Raw genomic sequence first — 22,918 nt, 5'->3', positions numbered from 1 at the left:
GTTTGCATATGTCAGGTTCCCGAAGATTGACCCCGATCGATGCCCGAAATACGTCGATGGTGATAGCCGATCAGATTCGTGATCGCATCATCGACGGATCCTATGCACCGGGCGAGCAGATCAACGAAGCCAATGTTGCTGCCGAGCTGGGGATTTCGCGTGGCCCGGTTCGCGAAGCGCTCCAGCGGCTGAATCAGGAAGGTTTGTTGATCAGCTACCGAAATCGCGGTGTGTTCGTTGTCGAGCTCAGCGTCGACGACGTCGCCGAGATATACGAGGCCCGCGCGGCGATCGAAGTCGGTGCCGCATGGACGCTCGTCCACGGCGAGATCACCGTCCTGAAGGCGACGGCGGCAGAGTTGTCGGCAATCGTCGACCAGATGCAACCGTTCATCGACTCAGCGGATTGGTTCGGTCTGGCCGAGCGGGACCTGGCGTTCCACACGGCGATGGTTGCTGCGACGTCGAACAGTCGGATGTCGAGGATGTACGCCACATTGGCAGCGGAGGCGCGCATCTGTATGGCCAACTTGGAGACGGCCTACTTCCGGCCCGAGGCGTTGGTCGAGGAGCATCAATTGTTGGTGGACCTACTCCTGGGTTCGGATTGGGCTGCACTCGAAGCAGGTTTACATGAGCACATGGACACTGCGATTCATGATCTGAGTCGGTCCATGCAGGCCGAGGCGGCTGCCGATGGGTTCGGCGGCCGCGTCGGCGCCGTGGCCGACTGAGCGTGCACGTTGTGGACAGCGTGCGACTGATCGAAACGAAGAAGTAACACGAGTTCTCTTGCAGCACCTGGACTCTTCCGCATAGCCTGATTGTCAACAATCTGCAAAATGCACGGGAGGCCTCGAGCCTCCCGCGATGCCCCGAAAGGGGGTACGAGTGAACGAGTCCGGGCACCCAGTCGAACCGATCGATCCAGCCGAACCAGCAGTCACATTCACCAGCGCTGTCGGTCCACGCCACGCCCCCGGGCTGGCAGAGTATGCAGACCTTCCCAACACCACGCCGATCACGTTCACCGAAGACGAGTACTCCCATCGCCTGGCCACAGTGCGAGAGCGAATGGCCCGGCAGCATCTCACGGCGCTGATCGTCACGGACCCGTCCAATCTCTACTACCTGTTGGGTTACAACGCGCTCTCCTTCTACACACCGCAAGTCCTGTACGTGCCGCTCGAGGGCGACCTGTACTTCTTCGCCAGGGAGATGGACGCCAACGGCGCATTCCGTACCTCCTGGCTGCCTCAGGACCAGACCTTCGGGTACCCGGAAACATTCGTGCAGCGCAAGGAAACACACCCGTTCGTATGGGTTGCACAGAAATTACGCGAACTGGGAGTGGTCAACAACTTCTCCCACGGTCTGGTGGGCCTGGAGATGGATTCCTACTACTTCAGCCCCAAAGCGTTCGAAGCCTTGGTGAAGTCATTGCCCGAGTACCAGTTCACCGACTCGTTCGAGTTGATCAATTGGGTTCGCGTCGTCAAGAGCCCGGCCGAGATCGACCTCATGCGGGGTGCCGCGCAGGTGTGCGAATCAGCGATGGGGGCGGCCTTCGATGCGATCGGCGTCGGACTGCGGCAGTGCGACGCGGCGGCGGCGATCATGAATGCACAGATCAAGGGCACCGTCGACTTCGGTGGCGACCATCCGGCAATTGTGCCGATGCTGCCGACCGGAGCAGGTGCGGACACTCCGCACCTCACCTGGTCGGATCAGGTGTTCGTCGAAGGTGAGACCACTGTGGTCGAACTTGCCGGTGTATTCCGGCGATACCACATCCCGATGGCTCGCACGATTGTTCTGGGTAAGCCGAGCAAGCGGCTCGACTACCTGGCTCGTGCCACCGGTGAGGCGCTGAACGAGGTCCTCGATTCCGTTCGTCCCGGCGCCAGCACCACCGAACTTGCGCAGGTATGGAACGTCAGTCTTGCCAAGCATGGACTGCACAAGCCGTCGCGCATCGGGTACTCGATCGGTATCGCCTACGCGCCCGACTGGGGCGAGCGGACAGTGAGCATCAGAACCGACGACGACACGGTTCTGACCGAGAACATGACGTTCCACATCATCGGAGGAATGTGGATGGACGACTACGGATACGAGGTATCCGAGGCCGTTCGCGTGACCGAACGCGGCGTCGAGACTTTCACCGATTTCCCGCGGCAACTACTGACGAAGGAGTGAGACATGATCGCCACCACCATTCCGTGGTCCCTGCGCACCGACAAGCTGGTGGGATCGGTGATCGACTCGTCGACATCGCTTCTAGCCGCTCAAAAGCACGATATCGTCCGGTTCGCGATGGGTTCGCCTGCTTCGGAAACCGTTCCAGCCGAGATATTTTCGGAAATCGCCGCTACCGTTCTCACGGCCGATGCCATGGACTACGCGGCCACCGAGGGCGACCCGGGTCTACTCGACGCACTCCTGGGATATCTCGATTCGGTCGGTGAACCGTCGTCTTCTGATCGCATCGTCATCACGTCCGGTGGTATGCAGGGCCTCGATCTTGCATGCAAGCTGTTCGTCGATCCCGGGGATCTCGTGATCGTCGAAAGTCCCACGTACACCAACGGGACCGCCACCGTCCTGAGCTACGGGGGCGACGTGCTCGAAGCGCCGATGGATGCCGACGGCCTCGTGGTGGAGGCGCTGCCCGATCTGGTCGAGGCCGCAGGCCGGCTGCCCAAGATGATTTACGTCATCCCGAACTTTCAAAACCCCTCGGGCACAACGATGTCACTGGCGCGACGAAAGTTGCTGCTGGAATTGGCGCACAGATGGGGTTCGGTCATTCTCGACGACGATCCGTACGGTCTGCTCCGATTCGAGGGCGAACACATCCCGAGCTTCCAATCTCTGAGCCCGAACGATCCACTCCTCTTCTCGGTGCGGACCTTTTCCAAGATGATCGCCCCCGGGCTTCGAGTCGGTTGGGTCGACGCGGCGCCCGAGGCGCGACAGCTATTGATCAACTCCAAGCAGGCGATGGACACGTGCACCAACCTTCCGGGGCAACGAATGATCGCCGAATTCATCCGACGAGGACACCTCGCGACGCATCTGCGTTCGTTGAGTGCGGTATATCGCCCACGCAAAATCGCAATGCAACGCAGTCTCGACAAGTATTTCGGTGATCGGATCTCGACTACCGACCCGGAAGGCGGTTTCTTTCTCTGGGCGACACTGAGAGGCGACGCCGCCGCGCTGTCCACACAGGCGCTGTTCGAAGTCGCTCTTGCCGAAGGCGTTGCTTACATTCCCGGCCCGGCGTTGTCGGTCGGCGGCAAATTCGAAGATTCCCTGCGGCTGTGTTTTGCATCTTCCTCGCCCGAGCGTATCGACGAGGGCGTCAAGCGACTGGCAGCGGCAGTGGACAAGTCGCTCTCGCTTCGATCTCTCGATTCCGTGCCGCGGACTGCACATGCCATTCGACGAAATGCCGATTCCACTCGATGAGGGGAAGATCGAACAGTCGAGCCGAACTGGAGGCTCGGGTACTGGCTGCGATCGACGAAGGTGAGCTGGTGGCGCTGGCGTCGGCGCTGATCGATGCGGGGGGAGAAAACCCCGGTGGTACCGAGGAATGCGTGGCCGAAGTGCTGGCCGACACGTGCCGCGAGCTCGGATTCGACATCGAGATCGACGAGGTTGCACCGGGACGGCCGAACGTCATGGTGTCGGTCGGGGGAAGCGAAGAACCTGGTGTGTTGTTTCTCGGGCACTCCGACGTCGTACCGGCAGGAGGCGGATGGTCGAGGGATCCCTTCGCGGCAACAGTGCGCGGCGGGCGCCTGTACGGACGGGGCGCATGCGATATGAAGGGGGGACTAGCGGCCGTCGTAGTCGCTATGGCCGCCCTGAAGCGTTGCGGTGCAGTAGGTTCCGCGCCCGTATCGTTGGCGTGTCTTGTCGACGAGGAAGACAACGGACTGGGAATTCGGTCTTTCGTACGAACAGGCAAGCGCCGTAGCTATTCTCGGTGTATTGTCGCCGAACCTACGGATCTGATGACCATCATCGGGTGTCGAGGTGCAGCGAATCTCGAGATCACCGTACGGGGGCGTTCGGCTCATGCAGGGCGGCCGTCCAACGGGCGTAACGCAATCTCGGCGGCGGCGCAGATAATCGTAGTGATCGACGCGATAGGCGAGGAACTACGTGCCGGCGCTCACCCGGTGCTGGGAGCAGCAACGTTCAACGTCGGTACTGTCTCCGGCGGAACCGGGACCTCGATGGTTGCCGACTGCGCCGTGATTACCGTGGACCGGCGGTTGCTACCAGGAGAAGATGCTCATCTCGTGGCGGCCCAGCTGCATCGACGCATTGCCGCGGCCGGGATCATCGGCGACGGGATCGAGGTAACAGTGCACGTCTCGATGGAGATGCCCGGCTTTCTGACCAGCAAAGATTCCGATATCGTGCACTCTGCTCTCGCTGCAGTGGCCGACTCGGCCGGACCTTACGGCACCGACATCTGGACCGCGTCGTGCGACGGCGGTTTCATCGTGCGCGACATGGGTATTCCCACCATCGTGCTAGGTCCTGGCGAGATCGAAATGCAAGCTCACCAGCCCGACGAGTCTGTGTCCGTGCGCCAATTATGTGACAGCGCAGCGGCGTATGCACTCATTGCGTTCAGAAACGCGCAGTTACCAGGTGTTATGGCTACAACCTAGGGGTTGCACGAACCCGAGATGTATACGCAAGTAACGTGAACCGCTGCACAGGACCAACCCGCCGCTTCATTTTCATCACACAGCGAGAGGTATTGGACAGTGACACAGTCACCCAAAAGCCCGACAGCCGACGCAGATGGTCACCCGATCACAGGGTATCCGCCGAATACCAAGGAACTGACTCGGAAAGAAACCAAGACTCTCCACCTCGCTATCGGCGGTTCTGCCCTGGGCAACGCCGTCGAGTGGTTCGACTATGCCGTGTACGGCTATCTGGCGGTGTATATCGCCGCGAACTTCTTCCCATCCGAGGATGGGGGAGCGAGCCTGCTCTCGACATTCGCAGTCTTGGCGGCATCGTTCATCATTCGGCCGATCGGTGGGATCGTACTCGGACCTCTCGGTGACCGAATCGGTCGCCAAAAGGTGCTCGTCCTGACCGTGACGATGATGTCCCTGGCGACCGCGGCGATCGGCATCCTGCCTACCTTCGACAGCATCGGCATCTTCGCACCGATTCTCTTGTTGGTGTGCCGCCTGGTGCAGGGATTCTCGACCGGCGGTGAGTACGGTGGTGCGGCTGTCTTCATGGCGGAGTATGCGCCCGACAAACGTCGAGGTTTCTTCGGTTCGTTTCTCGAATTCGGTACGCTGGCAGGCACTGTCGCAGGCGCGACGCTGTGCACCCTGTTGAACCTCGGTCTCGGAGACGACACCATGGAGGCATGGGGTTGGCGAATCCCGTTCTTGTTGACTCTTCCTCTCGGCATGGTGGCGCTGTGGTTGCGTACCCGACTCGAAGATTCGCCGGTATTCGCCGAAGCCAAGGCCGACGGCGAGACCATCTCGGAAGGCTCGCAGGGCGGAGCGATCGCCTCGCTGAAGTCCACGATGACCCACTGGCAGCGAATCCTCATTCTGATGGGTTTCGTGCTGCTACTCAATATTGCGTACTACACGGTGCTCACCTTCCTGCCGTCCTACCTCAGTGACACGTTGGGGCACAGCACCACACAGTCGAATTTCACGCTTGTCGTCATCATGCTGATCTTGATGGCCATTATCAATCCGATCGGTGCCTTGTCCGATCGAGTCGGTCGAAAGCCGCTGTTGCTCACTGCTTGTGTCGGCTATTTCGTGTTCAGTGTTCCGCTGTTTCTGCTGATCATCAATACCGGCATCGTCGGCCAGACCGTGGGTCTGCTCGGGCTCGGAATTCTCCTCGTGATCATGTTGTCGTGCGTATCCTCGACGTTGCCGGCGCTTTTTCCGACACAGGTTCGCTACGGCGCCTTTGCAATCGGCTACAACGTGTCCACTTCACTCTTCGGTGGTACAGCTCCGCTCATTCTGACATTCCTCATCGACAGGACCGGATCGAACCTGATCCCAGGCTGGTACATGATGCTGGCCGCGGCTATTGCATTCGTACCGATTCTTCTGATGCCGGAGACGGCCGGGCGTTCGCTTCGCGGAAATCAGTGTCCCGGTGACAACGACGCCGAGTTGGCCGCTCGAGGCATCGAACTGGTCGGATACAAATCGAAATGACAAACCGGCCCGTCGTCGTGATATTTCACGCCGACAATGTCCCCGAAGGCTTCGAGTCAGTGGCCGCTGTGGCCGACATGCGCTACGCCACAGTGGACTCCCTCGGTGACGCGGTGCCTGGGGCGGACGTTCTGTTGCTGTGGGATTTCTTCTCGCCCGCCGTGCGGCAAGTGTGGGATAGGTTCGACAATCTGAAGTGGATCCACATAGCTGCCGCGGGCGTCGATTCCCTGATGTTCGACGATCTCGTGGCTTCGGATGTAGTGGTGACGAATTCGCGAGGAGTATTCGATCGCCCGATAGCGGAGTTCGTGCTTGCCCACATTCTCGGTTTTGCCAAGCATTCGTCCGAATCAGCCGAGCTGCAGCGACAGCGAGTCTGGAAGCATCGTGAGACCGAGCGCATCGATGCTGCACACGCAATGATCGTCGGCACCGGTGCAATCGGGCGTGAAATTGCCCGGTTGTTGTCGGCGGTAGGTATGACGGTCTCGGGCGTGGGTAGAACGGCACGCGCAGGAGATGTCGATTTCGGCGTCGTTCACGCCAGTTTCGACCTCGCCGACGTCGTGCACGACGTCGACTATCTAGTTTTGGTCGCCCCGCTGACCGCGGCAACCAGAGGACTCGTCGACGCGAGCGTTCTAGCTGCAGCGAAGCCGGGTGTGCGTGTGGTCAACGTCGGCAGGGGTGAACTACTCGACACCGATGCGCTGGTGAAATACATGCGCAGCGGACACGTCGCCGGTGCAGCGCTCGACGTCTTCGACAGCGAACCACTCCCTGCGGACGATCCCCTATGGACCACCGCGAACCTCGTCGTGACCCCGCACATGAGCGGGGATGCCACCGGGTGGCGGAGGCAGCTGGCCGAAGTCTTCGTGTCCAACTTCCACCGATATGCGCACGCGGAGGAGCTTCGGAACGTCGTCGACAAGAAGTTGGGGTTCGTTCCGTAGCGTCGAGCGGAGGATCTTCGCTTCACGGGGCACCGCATCGTGCTGGAAGAAGCCGCTGGCTACTGTGTAGGGCATGACGGTCACACCTGTTTCGGCGAACGCGACCATCGGTGAACTCGATACGCGTGAGCAGGTTCACACCGCGGCCCGACGCGCACGCGTGGCATCGAAGACCTTGGCGCTGATGACGACCGCAGCCAAGGACGCTGCGCTGCATGCTGCAGCCGATGCCCTGTTGGCGGCAGTTCCCGAGGTACTGGCCGCGAACACTGCCGATGTCGACGCCGCGCGCGCCGCCGGAACCGACGAAGGACTGCTCGACAGACTTCGACTCACCGACACACGTATCGACGGTATCGCTGCGGGCCTGCGTAAGGTCGCAGGGCTGCCGGATCCTATCGGCGGCGTCGTACGTGGTTCGACTATGCCCAATGGGCTGGAGATTCGCCAGGTACGGGTGCCCCTCGGCGTCGTCGGCATGGTCTACGAGGCCCGACCCAACGTCACGGTCGATGCGTTCGGACTTGCCTTCAAGTCAGGAAATGCGGCGCTGCTGCGGGGATCTTCGTCCGCTGCCCGTTCCAATGCCGCATTGGTCCAGGTGTTGCAGAATGCGCTGGCAGCAAGCGGTCTTCCGGTCGACGCAGTGCAACTGCTTCCGAGCGCGGATCGGTCCTCCGTCACGCATTTGATCCAGGCACGAGGGCTGGTAGACGTCGTGATCCCGCGCGGCGGCGCGGGACTGATCGCGGCCGTCGTGCGAGATGCGACGGTACCGACGATCGAGACCGGAGTGGGTAACTGCCACATTTACATTCATTCCGCGGCCGACCTTCTCATGGCCGAGAAGATCGTTCTCAATTCGAAAACTCGACGCGTCAGCGTCTGCAATTCAGCAGAGACCGTCCTGGTCGACGCGGCAATCGCCGAGACTGCCGTCCCGCAGCTCCTACAGGCTTTCCAGAGCCATAGCGTCGTCGTGCACGGCGACCTACCCGGGCTCGTGCCCGCCACCGAACAGGACTGGACCGAGGAATATTTGTCCCTCGACGTCGCCCTCAAGGTCGTCGACGGTATCGACGAGGCCATCGCGCACATCGACGCATACGGCACCGGACACACCGAAGCAATCGTCACCGCGGACCTCAGCGCGGCCCGCGAGTTCACCAACCGGGTCGACGCCGCGGCCGTGATGGTCAACGCGTCGACAGCATTCACCGACGGAGAGCAGTTCGGGTTCGGCGCAGAAATCGGAATCTCGACGCAAAAACTGCACGCTCGCGGGCCCATGGGCCTGCCTGAACTGACCTCTACCAAATGGACCGTCTGGGGCGAAGGACACACCCGCGCGGTCTGAGAAAAAGCATAAGGAGCAGACGTGGATCGAGCACTACCGACGTCGCCGCCGCTGTTCGCAAGCGTCGACGACGTCGTCACCCGGCTCGGCGAGACCGGCTACCTGGCGAACAAAGCCACGGCAACATCGGTGTTCCTTGCCGATCGACTGGACAAGCCTCTTCTGATCGAAGGCCCGGCAGGGGTCGGGAAGACCGAACTTGCCCGTGCCGTCGCTCAGTCGACGGACGCCGAACTGGTTCGACTGCAGTGCTACGAAGGTGTCGACGAGGCACGAGCACTGTACGAGTGGAATCACGCCAAGCAGATATTGCGCATTCAGTCGAGCTCGGCAGGCCATCAGGATTGGGACGAGACGAAGCTGGACGTCTTTTCCGAAGAGTTCCTGCTTGCCCGGCCATTGCTGCAGGCCATTCGACGCGAGGATCCAACCGTTCTGCTGATCGACGAGACAGACAAGGCCGACGTCGAGATCGAGGGTTTGCTGCTCGAGGTACTCAGCGATTTCGCTGTGACCATTCCCGAATTGGGGACCATCACCGCAACGCGGAAGCCGTTCGTCATCCTGACATCGAACGCAACCCGTGAGTTGTCGGAAGCGCTCAAGCGGCGCTGCCTTTACTTGCATCTCGACTTCCCCGACGCCGATCTCGAACTGCGAATCCTCGCCAGTCGAGTGCCGGAGCTTCCGGAAGCGATTGCCGAGCAGATGGTGCGCACAATCGGAGTGTTGCGCGCGATGCAACTGAAAAAGCTGCCATCGGTGGCCGAAACCATCGATTGGGGTCGCACTGTCCTCGCACTCGGCATGGACACCCTGGACGACGACGCGGTCCGAGCCACCCTCGGTGTCGTCCTCAAACACCAATCCGACCAGATCAAAGCTGCGGCCGACCTTCGGCTGAACTGACATGCAGTCACCTCCGCACGGTCTGCCCGGTCACCTCGTAGATTTCGTCACCGCGTTGCGTAAACGCGGGATCGCGGTCGGGCCGTCCGAAACCATCGACGCAGGTCGAGTGCTCTCGGTGCTCGATATGTTGGACCGCGAAGCGCTTCGCGAGGGGCTTGCATGCTCGCTCCTTCGTCGGCCCACTCATCGTGACACGTTCGACGCTCTCTTCGATCTGTGGTTTCCAGCGGCATCAGGGCAACGGGACTCAGGGGGGATCGACACTGCCCTTCCACGCACGGCCGACGGCGAGGTCGACATCACTGCGCTGCGCGAACTCATCACCGAGCTGCTCGTCGACGGCAGCCCGGAGGCGGTGAGCCTCACCGAAATGCTCGCGGCGCAGATGGTCGAGGAACTCGGGCAGTACACCTCGACGAACGGGCCGTCGTTCTCTGCGTATCAGGCGCTACGCGACGTCGCACCCGATACGTTGCTGAGCAAAATTCTGGAGGGTCTTCTCGGCAACGCGGAGACCGGTTCGGACCGGTCCTCCTCGCCGTACGAGGACGAGGTCGCCAAGCGCACCGCTGCGGCGCGTATCGCCGACCTCCGCAAGATGATCGACAACGAGACCCGGCGTCGCGCAGCGGAGCAACTCGGACGCGAGCGAGTGGCAAGTTACGGCGTTCCCAAGTTGGCTGAAGAAGTCGACTTTCTGCGCGCGTCCGACACCGAAATGGTGGCACTCAGACGCAGCGTCACACCGCTTGCCAGGCTTCTGGCCAGCAGGCTCGCTGCGCGACGCAGCCGAAGCCGCGCAGGCTCCATCGACCTGCGTCGGACCCTGCGCAAATCCATGTCCACCGGCGGCGTACCGATCGACCTCGTGCAGCGCAAGCCCCGTCGGGCCAGACCCGAACTGGTGGTGATGTGCGACGTGTCGGGCTCGGTCGCAGGCTTCAGTCATTTCACGTTGCTGTTGGTTCATGCTCTCCGCGAGCAGTTTTCGAAGGTCCGAATCTTTGCTTTCATAGACTCGACCGACGAGGTGACGCAGTTCTTCGATTCCAGTGCCGATCTCGGCGCTGCGATGTCGCGGATCATCCGCGAGTCCGATCTGATCACCTTCGACGGGCACTCGGACTACGGAAATGCGTTCCAGACTTTCGACGACAGATTCGCCCAATCCGTCACCTCCAGGACCTCGGTGTTGATACTCGGTGATGCCCGGACGAACTACCGTGATCCGAAGGTCGCCGCTCTGGCCCACACGGTGTCGGTCGCCAAGCATGCCTATTGGCTCAACCCGGAGCCGATCGGACAATGGGGGTCCGGCGATTCCGCCGCCGATGTCTATCGCGAGGTCATCAACATGTACGAGTGCCGTTCGGCGCAGCAGCTGGCCGACATCGTGTCGAGACTGCTCCCGGTGTGATCTTCGAGCCCACCGGGACCTCCGGACGGTGTCTGGCCGAAGACACGTTGCCGGGGCGAAGTAAGCTCGACAATCGTGCAGCAACCATCTCCGGCCGTAGCCTCCGATTCGGCAACGCGCCGAAAGCTGGGCGTGATGGGTGGAACCTTCGATCCGATCCACCACGGGCACCTCGTAGCGGCGAGTGAAGTTGCCAATACGTTCGATCTCGATGAGGTCATCTTCGTTCCGACCGGTGTGCCGTGGCAGAAAGAAGGTAAGTCTGTCAGCCCGGCCGAGGACCGGTACCTGATGACAGTGATCGCTACCGCCTCCAACCCGCGGTTTTCGGTCAGCCGAGTCGATGTCGATCGCGAGAAGCTCACCTACACCGTCGACACACTGCGCGATCTTCGCGCGCAGCATCCCACTGCGGAGCTGTACTTCATTACCGGAGCCGATGCGCTGGAGAGTATCCTCACCTGGCAGAACTGGGAGGAACTCTTCGAACTGGCGAAATTCGTCGGCGTATCGCGACCGGGGTTCGAATTGGGTGTCGAGCACCTGGCGGATCACCTGCAAGACTTGTCACCGGATGCGCTTACGCTCATCGAGATCCCTGCACTCGCAATCTCCTCTACCGAATGCAGGCTCCGAGCAAGCGAGAATCGCCCGGTCTGGTACCTCGTACCCGACGGCGTGGTGCAGTACATCTCGAAGAGAAACCTATACCGACCCAGGGGCGCACAGCGTCTCGACGGCTCCGTCACCATGTCGGAGCCTGCGCCACAAAAACAGCAACCGGCAAAGTCCGTCACAAGCGCAGTGACCGAGGACTCGAGCCTGAACAGTGGGAGAGAAGTCAAGTGACTGCAACAAACGAGGCCGTCGCAATGGCGCGAATTGCGGCACTCGCAGCCGACGACAAGCTCGCAACGAACGTGGTTGTGTTGGACGTGTCGGATCAATTGTTCATTACCGATTGCTTCGTGATCGCCTCGGCATCGAACGAGCGTCAGGTCAACGCGATCGTGGAGAGCATCGAGGACACCCTGCGCGAATCCGGTTTCAAGCCGGTGCGCAAAGAAGGCACCCGCGAGGGTCGATGGGCGCTGCTCGACTACGTGGACGTCGTCGTCCATGTTCAGCACGAGGACGAGCGCAACTTCTACGCTCTCGAGCGTTTGTGGAAGGACTGCCCGACCGTGGAGGTTCCGGGGCTCGGCGAGCGCGCGGAACCGGAAACGGAGCAGTGAGCGCTGCCGTCAAGCGGCATTTGATCCTGCTGCGCCACGGTCAGACCGAATACAACGCGACGAGCCGGATGCAGGGTCAGCTCGATACCGATCTGTCGGAGCTGGGGCGCACACAGGCCAAAACTGCGGCAGCGGAACTGACACTGCGTTCGCCGCTGAGCGTGGTCTCGTCGGACCTTGCTCGCGCTTTCGACACCGCCGTCGCACTCGGGGACGCCTCGGGACTGCCGGTCTCGACCGACGCGCGGTTGCGTGAGACGCACCTGGGTCAGTGGCAGGGGCTCACGCACCTCGATGTCGATGTGCAGGCACCTGGAGCGCGTCTGAAGTGGCGTGCCGACGCTTCGATCACACCACCCGGGGGTGAAAGCCGTCTCGACGTGGCCCGTCGCAGTGTGCCCGTCGTCGAAGAACTTCTGGAGCAGCTACCAGAGTGGGGGGCCGACGCCTCTGATCGACCGGTCGTGCTCGTCGCGCACGGCGGATTGATCGCCGCTCTCACCGCGTCGCTACTCGACCTTCCAGTCGATCGCTGGCCGGTTCTCGGTGGTCTCTCCAACACGAGTTGGGTACAGCTGAGCAGTCACGGGGAGGGCGAAGACCTCGGTTGGCGCTTGGATGTCTGGAACGCGTCGGCGCGAGTGGCCAATGACATCCTCTGACGACTACGCACCGCCTGTGGCCGAGAAGAATGCTCCGCCGGTACTGCTGGTGCTCGCCGATTCCCTCAGTTACTTTGGCCCCAAAGGTGGTCTGCCGGTTGATGATCCGAGAATTTGGCCGAACCTCGTCGCGGCCGAGCTCGGATGGCGGGTCGAGTTGGTTGCCCGAATCGGCTGGACCAGTCGCGACGTCTGGTGGGCTCTGACACAGGATCCGCGGGTCTGGGCTGCCATCCCGAAAGCGGGTGCAGTCGTCTTCGGTGTCGGCGGAATGGACTCGTTGCCGTCGCCGTTGCCGACGGCTCTTCGCGAGCAAATTCGTTACGTCCGCCCGCCTGCGCTGCGGAGGGTCGTTCGAGCGGGATATCAGTGGGTACAACCGAGATTCGCGCATTTGCGTTGGCCGGTAGCGCTGCCACCGAAGCTGAGTGTCGATTATCTCGAGCAGGCGCGCGCTGCTTTGGCATACGTTCGACCGGAGCTTCCCGTCATCGGCACACTGCCCTCAGTGCATCGCAGTGACGCATACGGCAAGGTTCATGCAGGTCGACCAGCGGCCGAGCGCGCACTACGCACCTGGAGTGAGAGCACGGGCGTCCCCTTGGTCGACCTTGCAGAAGCGGTCCGCGACAACATCTTCTCCGACAACGCCAACCCGGACGGGATCCACTGGGGCTGGGACGCGCACGTCGCCGTGGCCGAAGCGATGCTGGTCGAACTTCGCAAGGCACAGGGAACCGCGCTATGACCATCGCGGTAGTGACCGATTCTTCGGCGTGCCTCGAACCGGGTGCCGCGCGCAGTGCTGGTATCACGATCGCACCACTGCACGTCTTCGTCGGCGGCGTCGATCTCCGCGAAAGTGTCGACGACATTCCCACGGACTTTGCCGCGGGCGGGCCGGTGACCACCGCGGGCAGCTCGCCGGGCGAGCTGGTCGAACTCTACGGCGCGGCACTCGAGCAAAGTGGCGGTGCAGGAGTGGTGGCCGTCCATATCTCGAGTGGACTGTCGAGCACCTGGGATGGGGCGCGGCAAGCCGCCGCTGAACTGGGCGATCGCGTCCGCGTCGTGGATTCGGCTGCTGTGGCCATGGGACTTGGTTATGCCGCACTTTCGGCAGCGCGTGTTGCTGCTGGCGGCGGCACTCTCGATTCGGTCTTTGCCGAAGCCGTGGCGGTGTCGGCCCGGACGCGATGCTTCATCGTGGTCGACCGGCTCGATCATTTACGCCGCGGCGGGCGGATCGGGGCGGCGGCAGCGTTGTTGGGGACGGCGCTTGCCATGAAGCCTGTGCTCCACCTCGCCGACGGAAAGCTCGTGTTGAAAGAAAAGACTCGGACCTCGACGAAGGCACTCGGCAAGCTCGTCGAGGCGGTTGCCGCGGTATCGGGTGAATCGGGGGTTGCGCTCACCGTTCATCACATGCAGTGCGAAGCCCGCGCAGCGACTGTCGCTTCGATGCTCGCCGACCGAATCCCGCAGATCGTCACGCTCGAAACGCTGCCGTTCGGTGCTGTTGTCGGTGCTCATGTGGGTCCAGGCGCAGTGGGCGTCGCGGTGTGTCCCCAGGTGTGACCACCGTCCTCTCGCACGAGAGTTTCGGTTGTGCGAGGGGGGTTGTCCACAGGCGAGGCCTTGTTCCACAGGGCAATCGGTGACCACGCAATTCTGTGCCGACGTGATGTGGCCATCGTTAGTGTCCGTGAGATGGCGAGACCTGAAGAGCGACTGCGATCACTGACTGGTTCGGGTAGCGATCCCGAGTCCGTTGAAAGTATCGATGATGCTTTGGGACAAGATAGTTGGCTCGATGTAGAAGAAGGCCGTACGACGGCACTCTCGCCGTATCTTCCGGAGCGTTGGCGAGGTGCCAGGTTCGATCCGGGACGAAAAGGCATGTTCGCATTGTTCGCCGTCGGCCTTCTCGTCGTCCTCGTGGCCGGTTACGGATTTCTCCGTAATTCAGCGGAAGTCGTTCCGGTACCACCGCTTCCGGTGGTGACACCAGAGTCGGTGGCTGCTGCGACACCGCCGAAGTCCGGTCCGCCCAGCGAAGGATCGGAGCCGGTTCCTGCAGTAGACGTCGTAGTCAGTGTCGTCGGACTGGTGTCGTCTTCGGGTCTGATTAATCTGCCTCCCGGTTCGCGGGTGGCGGACGCGTTGGCTGCGGCGGGAGGTCCGCTCGACGGTGCGGACGTCTTGGCACTGAACCTGGCAGCGAAGGTCACCGACGGTGATCAAATCCTAGTCGGGGCGATCCCGCCGGATCCGCGGCCGCTGGTGAGCGGAACGGTATCAGCGGCTTCGGGAACCGCAGGCGGCCAAGCGAGTTCGACTACGGCGGAGCAGTCGGGATCGACCGGAGCGCTGTTGTCCGGCAGCCCCGAGGCCGGCACGGTGAATCTGAACACTGCGACGGTCGCCGAGCTGGATGCCCTCTCGGGAGTAGGCCCGGTAACCGCTGCGAACATCGTCTCGTGGCGTGAGGTGAACGGTCCGTTCACCGATGTCGCTCAACTAGGTGAGGTCGACGGTATCGGCCCCGTTCGTCTCGAGAAGCTCCGGAGCCAGGTGTTCGTGTGATCGAACCGGAGATTCGTCCCTACGATTTTCGGCTGGTCCCTTCGACTCTGCTGTGTTGGGCTGCGATGGTGTTCGGCGTGTTGGCCGGTGCCGCAGCAGTGACAATTCTCGCCGCTGCGCTCGGTGTTGCCGCCACCGTGCTCGGTGTGGCCGGCACTGCACGGGTTTCTGAACAGTCCGGCTCGGTTCGGCGCGTGGTGCCAGGCGTTGTGGCGATGCTCGTTCTGGGAGCGTGCTTCGCCGCAGCGGCCGCGATACACGTCGGAGTATTCGAGACAAGCCCGGTCGGTAGAGCCGCAGAACGGCAGGCCTGGGTCAGCGCCGCCGTGACCGTGCGTGAAGATCCGCGGTCGTCGCGGTCCGCTGGGCCCGAAACCGTGACGGTCCGAGCCGAGCTGACGCAGATGGATATCGCCGGCGCACCACACCGCGTCGGTGGACGTGTACTGGTCATCGCACCTGCCGACGGTTGGGACGACCTGGTACCAGGCCAAGAGGTGACGCTCCGCGGGCAGCTGTCCGTACCGGGCCGCGCGGACCTCACCGTGGCCGTGGTGCGAGTCGGGGGCCCGCCGACCTCGGTCTCCGAACCCGGACTGCTCGCGGCGGCCGCTCGGCATGTCCGATCGAATCTCGCCCTCGTCGCTTCGACGTCGTTGCCGCCCGACCGGGGCGGTCTCTTGCCGGGACTGGTGGTCGGCGACGTGTCCGCGTTACCGGAAGAGACAGCGAACAATTTCCGGGCTGCTGGTCTGACTCATCTGACGGCGGTCTCCGGCGCGAACTTCTCGATCCTGCTCGGTGCTGTCCTTCTGCTGGCCCGAGGAATCGGAACGGGGCCGCGCACAACGGCATTGGTATGTGCTCTTGTTCTGCTGATCTTCGTGGTGATCGCGCGTCCGTCCCCGAGTGTCCTGCGCGCGGCAGTGATGGGAAGCATCGGACTGCTCGCGCTCGTCACCGGACGCAGGCGCCAAGCGGTTCCAGGTCTCTGTACCGCGGTACTCGGACTGATCGCCTGGTGGCCGGAACTTGCCGTGGACTTCGGATTCGCGCTGTCGGTATCGGCGACGGCAGGTTTGGTCGTCTTGGCGCCGGTGTGGGTGGACTGGCTGCGCAGACATGGATGGGGGAGAGCGAGCGCCGAGATCGTGGCGGTGGCAGCCGCCGCCCACGCGGTGACGGCGCCAGTGGTGGCAGGGATGTCGGGCACGTTCTCAGCGGTCGGTGTGGTGGCGAACGTAGCCGTCGCTCCACTCGTGGCGCCCGTCACGGTGATCGGTGCGATCGTGGCCGTCGTAGCGAGCTTCGCCACCGGCGCCGCATCGCTGATCGTGCTGGTGGCATCCGCGCCACTGTGGTGGTTGATCTCCGTGGCGCACTGGGCCGCGTCGGTACCCGGGGCCGGGTTCGAGATCACCAGTGGCGTTCCCGGCGCCGCAGCGGTGATCGGTGCGCTCACCGTCCTGATACTCGGATTGCGCTTTCAGCTGGCCCGCTGGATCCTCGGCGGTCTCTGCGTAGTCCTCGTGTTGTTCTGGCTCACGGGACTTCGGTCGTGAGAGCTGCATGGAGTTCGGAAAAGGTCGGACCGGCATGGCACGATCGCACATGTGAATGCGAATACCTCACCTGCAGCCCTTCATCTCGTCCTCGGCGACGAGGAGTTGCTGATGGACCGCGCAGTGGCGTCGATCGTCGGGCAGATCAGATCGACTCAACAACCCGGTGAAGATCTCCCGGTGACGAAGCTTCGTGCCGGTGACGCCAGCGCCCCGGAATTGGCCGAACTGTTGAGCCCCTCGCTCTTCGCCGAGGATCGGGTAGTAGTGCTCGAGGCCGCGGCCGAAGCAGGTAAGGACGCAATGGCCATCGTGGTCGATGCGGCGGCAGACCCGCCGGCCGGCGCAGTGCTGATCGTCATGCACTCCGGCGGTGGGCGCGCAAAGGCTCTGGTCGGATCGCTGCAGAAGAGTGGGGCCGTGACCCACGAGTGCGTGAAGCTGACCAAGGCATCCGAGCGAGTGGACTTCGTCAAACGCGAGTTCACCGCCGCACAGGTCCGGGTCAGTGGTGACGTAGTCGACGCAATAGTCGAGTCGGTCGGTTCCGAACTCCGCGAACTAGCCGCTGCATGTTCGCAGTTGATTGCCGACACCGGTGGCAAGGTCGATGTCGCCGCTGTGCGTCGGTATTACTCCGGCAAAGCAGAAGTGTCCGGCTTCGACGTCGCGGACAAGGCAGTAGCGGGGGACCGTCCCGGCGCGTTGGAGGCCTTGCGCTGGGCGCAGCACCGGGGTGTGCCGCACGTGCTTCTGGCCGATGCGTTGGCAGATGCGGTACGCACCATTGCGCTGGTGGGGTCGGCAGGACGCGGAGATCCCTTCCGGATGGCGGGAGAGCTGGGCATGCCGCCCTGGAAGATCAAGAAGGCACAGGGGCAGGCCCGCACGTGGAACGGTCGAACGATCGCAGAAGCCTTGCAGATCGTGGCTCAGCTGAATGCAGACGTGAAGGGGCAAGCCGCCGATTTCGACTACGCCGTCGAGCGTGCAGTGTCAGTGGTGGCGGAATTGAGCAGCAGGTAGGTCACGCAAAAGAACCCGCTCGGCAATCCGAGCGGGTTCTTTTGTTACGTGAAGATCAGAGCTTGTTGACCGCGAGAGCCAGTGCCGACTTCTTGTTGGCTGCCTGGTTCTTGTGGATGACGCCCTTGCTTGCTGCCTTGTCGAGCTGGCGAGCTGCAGTGAGGAGCAATGCCGAGGCCTTGTCCTTGTCGCCGGTCGAAGTGGCATCACGGAAGGAACGGATGACCGTCCGCAGCGAAGACTTCACCGACTGGTTGCGCAGTCGCTGACGCTCGTTGGTGAGAATCCGCTTCTTCTGGGACTTGATGTTTGCCACGCGTAAATCCTTCTGTCTTCGTCGGTATTCCGGTCAGGGCGATCCATGCTGAAATGCCCGAAGTATGCTGCCGAGCTGTGAAGCCCAGCGCCGAAGATCGAGAATACCAGCACCGACAGTCATAACCGAAATCGGCAACGCTTGCGGTATGGATGCACGAGTGTGGAGGCCGGGAATCTCTCCCTCGGGAGTGCTGATCGGACGTCGATGCCGACGGGTCCACTGCCGAATGTGTGGTGTAGATCACATCGGTGGCGTATCCTACTGCTCGACAGAATGAGGCCGGGAATACCTTCTCAGCGAGGTGGGGACATGTCGACAGCACAGGAGTATGCGGAACCGGAAGTAATTTCCGACACGAAAAAGTATGTCGCGGAGGCGATCGGCACCTTCGTGCTCGTGTTCACCGCCGTCGGTACGGCAGTGTTCGCGGGGGATAAAGTCGGAAACCTCGGCGTTGCACTCGCTTTCGGTCTGACACTGCTGTTTCTCGTCTACGCGATCGGCCCGATCTCCGGTTGTCACGTCAATCCCGCCGTCACCATGGGGCAGTTGTTACTGGGGCGGTTGTCGATCGCCAAAGCGGGGCTCTACGTCCTCTCTCAAGTAATAGGCGGACTCATCGCAGGCGCGACGCTGTTCGCGGTCGCGAACAGTCTCCCGTCGTACGACCGAAAAGTGGACGGACTCGGCGCAAACGGTTGGGGCGCGCACAGCCCCTCTGCCATCAAGGGCCCGCTCGGGGGTGTGCTGGAGAACGGTTACGGCATCGGCGCCGCGATCGTCATCGAGGTGCTGCTGACCGCGCTGCTCGTTTTCGTGGTGTTGGCGTCGACCGATCAGATCTCCGACGTGCCACTGGCGGGGGTATCGATCGGATTCACACTCACCGTCATCCACCTGGTTGCCATCCCGATCGACAACACGTCGGTGAATCCCGCTCGAAGCCTCGCCGTCGCGGTGTGGCAACCCGGTGCGCTTTCTCAGGTCTGGCTCTTTGTCGTGTTTCCGCTGCTAGGCGGAGCGTTGGGTGCCCTCATCTATCGCGGCGTGTTCGGCCGGTACAACCGTCTCGACTCCTGAATCAGGTCCAGCTGAAGTCTGTGCGCAAACGTGACGCCACGATGTCGAACTTCGACTTGTGCAGTACCGCACCTTCGCGTCGAACCCCTGATTCGGGGACGTCGAGGACCCGATCGAGTCGAATCCAACTAGGCCGTCCCTCGCTGTCCCAGGAGCCCGAGCCGATGGCGACCCAGTCTCGTTCACCATCGCGCTTGCTCTGACTCGACAGCATCAAACCGAGCAGGACGTCGCCATCGCGTCCGACCACGAGGACGGGCCTGTCCTTGCCCTGATTCACGTCTTCTTCGTAGGTGACCCAGGTCCACACGATTTCACCGGGATCGGCTTTCCCATCGAGATCGGGGGAGTATTCGACCCGTCGTGCGCGATGTGCGGTCGGGACCGTGTGCGAGGCAACCGGACGCCCTGGATCGACGGTCGGGCCGGAGGAGGTTTTACTCGCCAGGGCATCGATGCCCTTCTGGAGGGCGCCCGAACTCTGAAGTTGACGGAACAATCTCGGGCCCTCGCGCCGCGCGATCCTGCTCAATTCCTTACCGAACTTGCTCCAGTTCCCAGCCATGCGACGACAGTCTAGTCATTCCGCGCGAACGGCCAGCCGGGGAAGTCTTCGAGCGCGAGACGTGGGAAGATGGGGTCTGTCCGTTCGCTCTTCTCCCCGGCCAAAGGATCGTAAGTGCCCAGCTTCGCCGACACGACGTTCACCGATCCGTCCAGGATCAGGAACTTCTGCATCATCGCCCACATCGACCATGGCAAGTCGACGCTGGCAGATCGGATGTTGCAGCTCACGGGCGTCGTCGATGACCGATCGATGCGGGCTCAATACCTCGATCGTATGGACATCGAGCGTGAACGCGGCATCACGATCAAGGCGCAGAACGTTCGCCTTCCGTGGTTGGTCGACGGCGAGGAGTTCGTACTCCACCTCATCGACACACCCGGCCACGTCGACTTCACCTACGAAGTCTCTCGTGCGCTCGAGGCCTGTGAGGGGGCAGTGTTGCTGGTCGACGCCGCGCAGGGGATCGAAGCTCAGACGCTCGCGAACCTGTATCTTGCGCTCGAAAAAGAGCTGACGATCATTCCGGTCCTGAACAAGATCGATCTTCCCGCAGCGGACCCCGACCGCTATGCCGCCGAGATCGCGCACATCATCGGTTGCGAAGCGGAAGACGTACTTCGCGTGTCTGGCAAGACGGGTGTCGGCGTCGAGGAATTGCTGAACGAGGTCGTCAAGCTTGTTCCCGCGCCAGTCGGGAATCCGGACGGGCCGGCGCGGGCAATGATCTTCGACTCCGTGTACGACACCTATCGTGGCGTCGTCACCTATGTCCGAGTGGTCGACGGGGCTCTCAATCCCCGCGAGAAGGTCACGATGATGTCGACCGGCTCGACTCACGAACTTCTCGAAGTCGGGATCGTCTCACCCGACCCGAAAGCGACCAAGGGTCTCGGCGTCGGCGAGGTCGGGTACCTGATCACCGGCGTCAAAGACGTTCGACAGTCGAAGGTCGGCGATACCGTCACCACGGCGCGCAAGGGCGCGACGGAACCCCTCACCGGTTATCGCGAACCCCGCCCGATGGTGTACTCCGGCCTGTACCCACTCGACGGTTCCGACTACCCGGACCTGCGTGACGCACTCGAAAAGTTGCAACTCAACGACGCTGCACTCACCTACGAGCCCGAGACGTCGGTCGCGCTCGGATTCGGTTTCCGCTGCGGCTTCCTCGGGTTGCTGCACATGGAGATCACCCGTGAGCGCCTAGAACGCGAATTCAACCTCGATTTGATTTCCACCTCCCCGAACGTGGTGTATCGCGTCGAGATGGAAGACAACGCCGAACATGTGGTGGTGAATCCGTCGTACTGGCCCGAGGGCAAGGTGCGCGACGTCTTCGAGCCGATGGTGAAGTGCACCATCATCACCCCGAGCGAGTTCATCGGTTCGATCATGGAGCTCTGCCAGGGCAGGCGCGGCGAGCTGGGAGGTATGGACTATCTGTCGGAGACGCGTGTCGAACTGCGCTACACGATTCCCATGGCCGAAATCATCTTCGACTTCTTCGACATCTTGAAGTCGCGTACCCGTGGCTACGCGAGCCTCGACTACGAGGAGATCGGCGAGCAGAGCGCAGCTCTGGTCAAGGTGGACATCCTCCTTCAGGGCGAGGCAGTCGACGCCTTCTCGGCGATCGTGCACAAGGATGCCGCGGCCGCGTACGGAAACAAGATGACCACCAAGCTCAAAGAGTTGATTCCGCGCCAGCAGTTCGAGGTGCCCATTCAGGCTGCTATCGGGTCCCGGATTATCGCTCGCGAGAACATCCGCGCGATCCGTAAGGACGTGCTCGCTAAATGCTACGGCGGTGACATCAGCCGTAAGCGCAAACTCCTGGAGAAGCAGAAAGAGGGCAAGAAGCGGATGAAAACGATCGGTCGGGTCGAGGTTCCGCAAGAAGCCTTCGTTGCCGCATTGTCTTCGGAGTCGTCGACGGACAAGCCGAAGAAGTGATTCGCTCCACGGTCATCCTCGACGGGCTTCGTGTCCCGGTGATCAGTGCGCCGATGGCCGGTGGGCCCTCGACCGTGGAACTCGCGTCAGCGGTGTCGAACGCGGGTGGACTGGGAATGCTGGGCGGTGCCCTACTCGACGTCGATAAGCTTGCCGCGCAGGTAGATTCGATGCGAGGCATCGTTTTCGGCGTCAACTTGTTCATCCCAGACGACCCGACAGGCGCCGATGTCGCTGCGTATGCGCGGCATCTCGAGTCATGGTTCGCGCGGTTCGACGTCGAACCGGGGGAGTTGCCGCGCCGCGACGACTACTATGCCGACAAATTCAGCTGGCTCGTCGAGCACCCGGTTCCCCTCGTGACGAGCACGTTCGGCACGTTCAGTGCTGCGGAGGTCGCTGCGCTGCACGAAGTAGGCACTGAGGTCTGGTGCACCGTGACGAGCGGGTCGGAGGCGCAGGAGGCGCAAGCCAACGGGGTGGACGCACTCGTGGTGCAAGGCCCCGAAAGCGGCGGCCATCGAGGAAGTTTCGATGGTTCGGCCCCGAATATTCCGTTGACCGGCGTACTCGAGGCCGTGCGGGTGGCGTCGATTCTTCCACGTATTGCTGCGGGCGGATTGATGGACGGACACGACATCGCACCGCTGGTGTCGTCAGGATTGGCGCACGCTGCGCAGCTGGGCACAGCCTTTCTCGACACCCCGGAGGCCGGTACCAGGGCGGTCCACCGAGAGCAGCTGAGGAAGGCGTCCGGCACCGCGGTGACCCGCGCGTTTTCCGGCCGTCCAGCACGTGGGCTCGTCAACGAGTTCATCTCGGAGAACTCCGACGTGGCACCGCTGGCCTACCCGGACGTGCACTACCTCACAGGCCCCATGCGGGCCAAGGCTGCCGCTGCGGGAGATCCGTCGGGGCTGTCGATGTGGGCAGGCACGGGCCACCTCAGAGCCAGGGCGGTCCCCGCTGCCGAGCTGCTGGCCGAATGGGCGCAGCAGCTACAGCGTTGATGGTCCGGCGTCGAGTGGCCGGTATTG

Annotated in this window: 22 protein-coding genes; 20 read left to right on the top strand and 2 right to left on the bottom strand. The window is 62.3% G+C overall.

Annotated features, from left to right (window positions below; translation table 11 throughout):
• The first annotated feature begins 8 nt into the window (after window positions 1-8).
• The 17 genes from O1W68_RS13795 to holA all read left to right on the top strand — a co-directional run bounded on the left by O1W68_RS13795 (window position 9) and on the right by holA (window position 17,961).
• Window positions 9-734 carry a GntR family transcriptional regulator gene (locus tag O1W68_RS13795; RefSeq protein ID WP_269304344.1) on the top strand — a complete coding sequence of 242 codons (726 nt, stop codon included), beginning with the start codon at window positions 9-11 and terminating at the stop codon, window positions 732-734.
• Window positions 735-984: 250 nt separating this feature from the next.
• Window positions 985-2,199, top strand: a complete 1,215-nt coding sequence (locus tag O1W68_RS13790) for a M24 family metallopeptidase (protein WP_269304556.1) — start codon at window positions 985-987, stop codon at window positions 2,197-2,199.
• A 3-nt stretch (window positions 2,200-2,202) separates the two neighbouring features.
• Window positions 2,203-3,474 carry an aminotransferase-like domain-containing protein gene (locus O1W68_RS13785; RefSeq protein ID WP_269304342.1) on the top strand — a complete coding sequence of 424 codons (1,272 nt, stop codon included), beginning with the start codon at window positions 2,203-2,205 and terminating at the stop codon, window positions 3,472-3,474.
• Window positions 3,471-4,694 (top strand): M20 family metallopeptidase, encoded by a 1,224-nt coding sequence (locus tag O1W68_RS13780; RefSeq protein WP_269304340.1) that lies wholly within the window; start codon window positions 3,471-3,473, stop codon window positions 4,692-4,694. Before O1W68_RS13785 ends, O1W68_RS13780 begins: the two co-directional genes overlap by 4 nt.
• Window positions 4,695-4,871: 177 nt before the next feature.
• The gene (locus O1W68_RS13775; RefSeq protein ID WP_269304555.1) at window positions 4,872-6,245 is read left to right on the top strand and encodes an MFS transporter; all 1,374 of its coding nucleotides are present in this window, start codon (window positions 4,872-4,874) and stop codon (window positions 6,243-6,245) included.
• Window positions 6,242-7,204, top strand: a complete 963-nt coding sequence (locus tag O1W68_RS13770; RefSeq protein WP_269304338.1) for a D-2-hydroxyacid dehydrogenase — start codon at window positions 6,242-6,244, stop codon at window positions 7,202-7,204. The genes O1W68_RS13775 and O1W68_RS13770 overlap by 4 nt, the downstream gene beginning before the upstream one ends.
• A 73-nt stretch (window positions 7,205-7,277) precedes the next feature.
• Window positions 7,278-8,561 (top strand): glutamate-5-semialdehyde dehydrogenase, encoded by a 1,284-nt coding sequence (locus tag O1W68_RS13765; RefSeq protein WP_269304337.1) that lies wholly within the window; start codon window positions 7,278-7,280, stop codon window positions 8,559-8,561.
• Between the two features lie 21 nt (window positions 8,562-8,582).
• The gene (locus O1W68_RS13760) at window positions 8,583-9,470 is read left to right on the top strand and encodes an AAA family ATPase (RefSeq protein WP_269304336.1); all 888 of its coding nucleotides are present in this window, start codon (window positions 8,583-8,585) and stop codon (window positions 9,468-9,470) included.
• Between the two features lies 1 nt (window position 9,471).
• Complete coding sequence (locus tag O1W68_RS13755; RefSeq protein WP_269304333.1) at window positions 9,472-10,890, top strand: vWA domain-containing protein; 1,419 nt, start codon at window positions 9,472-9,474, stop codon at window positions 10,888-10,890.
• A gap of 75 nt (window positions 10,891-10,965) precedes the next feature.
• The gene (nadD, locus tag O1W68_RS13750) at window positions 10,966-11,739 is read left to right on the top strand and encodes a nicotinate-nucleotide adenylyltransferase (RefSeq protein ID WP_269304332.1); all 774 of its coding nucleotides are present in this window, start codon (window positions 10,966-10,968) and stop codon (window positions 11,737-11,739) included.
• Complete coding sequence (rsfS, locus tag O1W68_RS13745; protein WP_084344710.1) at window positions 11,736-12,125, top strand: ribosome silencing factor; 390 nt, start codon at window positions 11,736-11,738, stop codon at window positions 12,123-12,125. Before nadD ends, rsfS begins: the two co-directional genes overlap by 4 nt.
• A complete protein-coding gene (locus O1W68_RS13740; protein ID WP_269304329.1) occupies window positions 12,122-12,787 on the top strand; it encodes a histidine phosphatase family protein in 666 nt (221 codons plus the stop codon). Before rsfS ends, O1W68_RS13740 begins: the two co-directional genes overlap by 4 nt.
• Window positions 12,774-13,535, top strand: a complete 762-nt coding sequence (gene octT, locus O1W68_RS13735) for a diglucosylglycerate octanoyltransferase (RefSeq protein ID WP_269304327.1) — start codon at window positions 12,774-12,776, stop codon at window positions 13,533-13,535. The genes O1W68_RS13740 and octT overlap by 14 nt, the downstream gene beginning before the upstream one ends.
• On the top strand, window positions 13,532-14,365 hold the full coding sequence (locus tag O1W68_RS13730; RefSeq protein WP_269304326.1) for a DegV family protein: 834 nt from the start codon (window positions 13,532-13,534) through the stop codon (window positions 14,363-14,365). Before octT ends, O1W68_RS13730 begins: the two co-directional genes overlap by 4 nt.
• A gap of 132 nt (window positions 14,366-14,497) precedes the next feature.
• The gene (locus O1W68_RS13725; RefSeq protein WP_269304324.1) at window positions 14,498-15,373 is read left to right on the top strand and encodes a ComEA family DNA-binding protein; all 876 of its coding nucleotides are present in this window, start codon (window positions 14,498-14,500) and stop codon (window positions 15,371-15,373) included.
• Window positions 15,370-16,935, top strand: coding sequence for a ComEC/Rec2 family competence protein (locus O1W68_RS13720; RefSeq protein WP_269304323.1), 1,566 nt, complete (start codon window positions 15,370-15,372; stop codon window positions 16,933-16,935). Before O1W68_RS13725 ends, O1W68_RS13720 begins: the two co-directional genes overlap by 4 nt.
• 51 nt (window positions 16,936-16,986) lie before the next feature.
• The gene (holA, locus tag O1W68_RS13715) at window positions 16,987-17,961 is read left to right on the top strand and encodes a DNA polymerase III subunit delta (RefSeq protein ID WP_269304321.1); all 975 of its coding nucleotides are present in this window, start codon (window positions 16,987-16,989) and stop codon (window positions 17,959-17,961) included.
• A gap of 55 nt (window positions 17,962-18,016) precedes the next feature.
• Here the strand turns inward: holA and rpsT are convergent, their stop codons facing one another.
• Window positions 18,017-18,277 carry a 30S ribosomal protein S20 gene (gene rpsT, locus O1W68_RS13710; RefSeq protein WP_084344722.1) on the bottom strand — a complete coding sequence of 87 codons (261 nt, stop codon included), beginning with the start codon at window positions 18,275-18,277 and terminating at the stop codon, window positions 18,017-18,019.
• A 312-nt stretch (window positions 18,278-18,589) separates the two neighbouring features.
• Between rpsT and O1W68_RS13705 the strand changes: the two genes are divergently transcribed.
• The gene (locus O1W68_RS13705; RefSeq protein ID WP_269304319.1) at window positions 18,590-19,360 is read left to right on the top strand and encodes an aquaporin; all 771 of its coding nucleotides are present in this window, start codon (window positions 18,590-18,592) and stop codon (window positions 19,358-19,360) included.
• Between the two features lies 1 nt (window position 19,361).
• Here O1W68_RS13705 and O1W68_RS13700 read toward each other — a convergent pair whose 3' ends face one another.
• The gene (locus O1W68_RS13700; protein WP_269304318.1) at window positions 19,362-19,925 is read right to left on the bottom strand and encodes a type II toxin-antitoxin system PemK/MazF family toxin; all 564 of its coding nucleotides are present in this window, start codon (window positions 19,923-19,925) and stop codon (window positions 19,362-19,364) included.
• A gap of 114 nt (window positions 19,926-20,039) precedes the next feature.
• Between O1W68_RS13700 and lepA the strand changes: the two genes are divergently transcribed.
• Together lepA and O1W68_RS13690 are read left to right on the top strand one after the other, a co-directional pair.
• Window positions 20,040-21,881, top strand: a complete 1,842-nt coding sequence (gene lepA / locus O1W68_RS13695; RefSeq protein ID WP_269304317.1) for a translation elongation factor 4 — start codon at window positions 20,040-20,042, stop codon at window positions 21,879-21,881.
• Entirely contained in the window at window positions 21,878-22,891 is a 1,014-nt protein-coding gene (locus tag O1W68_RS13690; protein ID WP_269304315.1) for a nitronate monooxygenase, read from the top strand. Before lepA ends, O1W68_RS13690 begins: the two co-directional genes overlap by 4 nt.
• Window positions 22,892-22,918: the final 27 nt, after the last annotated feature.

The sequence above is a fragment of the Rhodococcus sp. H36-A4 genome (assembly GCF_027158005.1).
Taxonomy (GTDB): domain Bacteria; phylum Actinomycetota; class Actinomycetes; order Mycobacteriales; family Mycobacteriaceae; genus Rhodococcoides.
This window is presented reverse-complemented; position numbering and strand designations above follow the sequence as displayed.

Bases quoted from the DNA above. Each gene is read 5' to 3' on its own strand.
- O1W68_RS13700 (WP_269304318.1), bottom strand. From the start codon at position 19,925: ATGGCTGGGAACTGGAGCAAGTTCGGTAAGGAATTGAGCAGGATCGCG.
- O1W68_RS13755 (WP_269304333.1), top strand. From the start codon at position 9,472: ATGCAGTCACCTCCGCACGGTCTGCCCGGTCACCTCGTAGATTTCGTC.
- octT (WP_269304327.1), top strand. From the start codon at position 12,774: ATGACATCCTCTGACGACTACGCACCGCCTGTGGCCGAGAAGAATGCT.
- O1W68_RS13765 (WP_269304337.1), top strand. From the start codon at position 7,278: ATGACGGTCACACCTGTTTCGGCGAACGCGACCATCGGTGAACTCGAT.
- O1W68_RS13725 (WP_269304324.1), top strand. From the start codon at position 14,498: ATGGCGAGACCTGAAGAGCGACTGCGATCACTGACTGGTTCGGGTAGC.
- O1W68_RS13785 (WP_269304342.1), top strand. From the start codon at position 2,203: ATGATCGCCACCACCATTCCGTGGTCCCTGCGCACCGACAAGCTGGTG.
- O1W68_RS13705 (WP_269304319.1), top strand. From the start codon at position 18,590: ATGTCGACAGCACAGGAGTATGCGGAACCGGAAGTAATTTCCGACACG.
- O1W68_RS13795 (WP_269304344.1), top strand. From the start codon at position 9: ATGTCAGGTTCCCGAAGATTGACCCCGATCGATGCCCGAAATACGTCG.
- O1W68_RS13780 (WP_269304340.1), top strand. From the start codon at position 3,471: ATGAGGGGAAGATCGAACAGTCGAGCCGAACTGGAGGCTCGGGTACTG.
- O1W68_RS13730 (WP_269304326.1), top strand. From the start codon at position 13,532: ATGACCATCGCGGTAGTGACCGATTCTTCGGCGTGCCTCGAACCGGGT.
- O1W68_RS13770 (WP_269304338.1), top strand. From the start codon at position 6,242: ATGACAAACCGGCCCGTCGTCGTGATATTTCACGCCGACAATGTCCCC.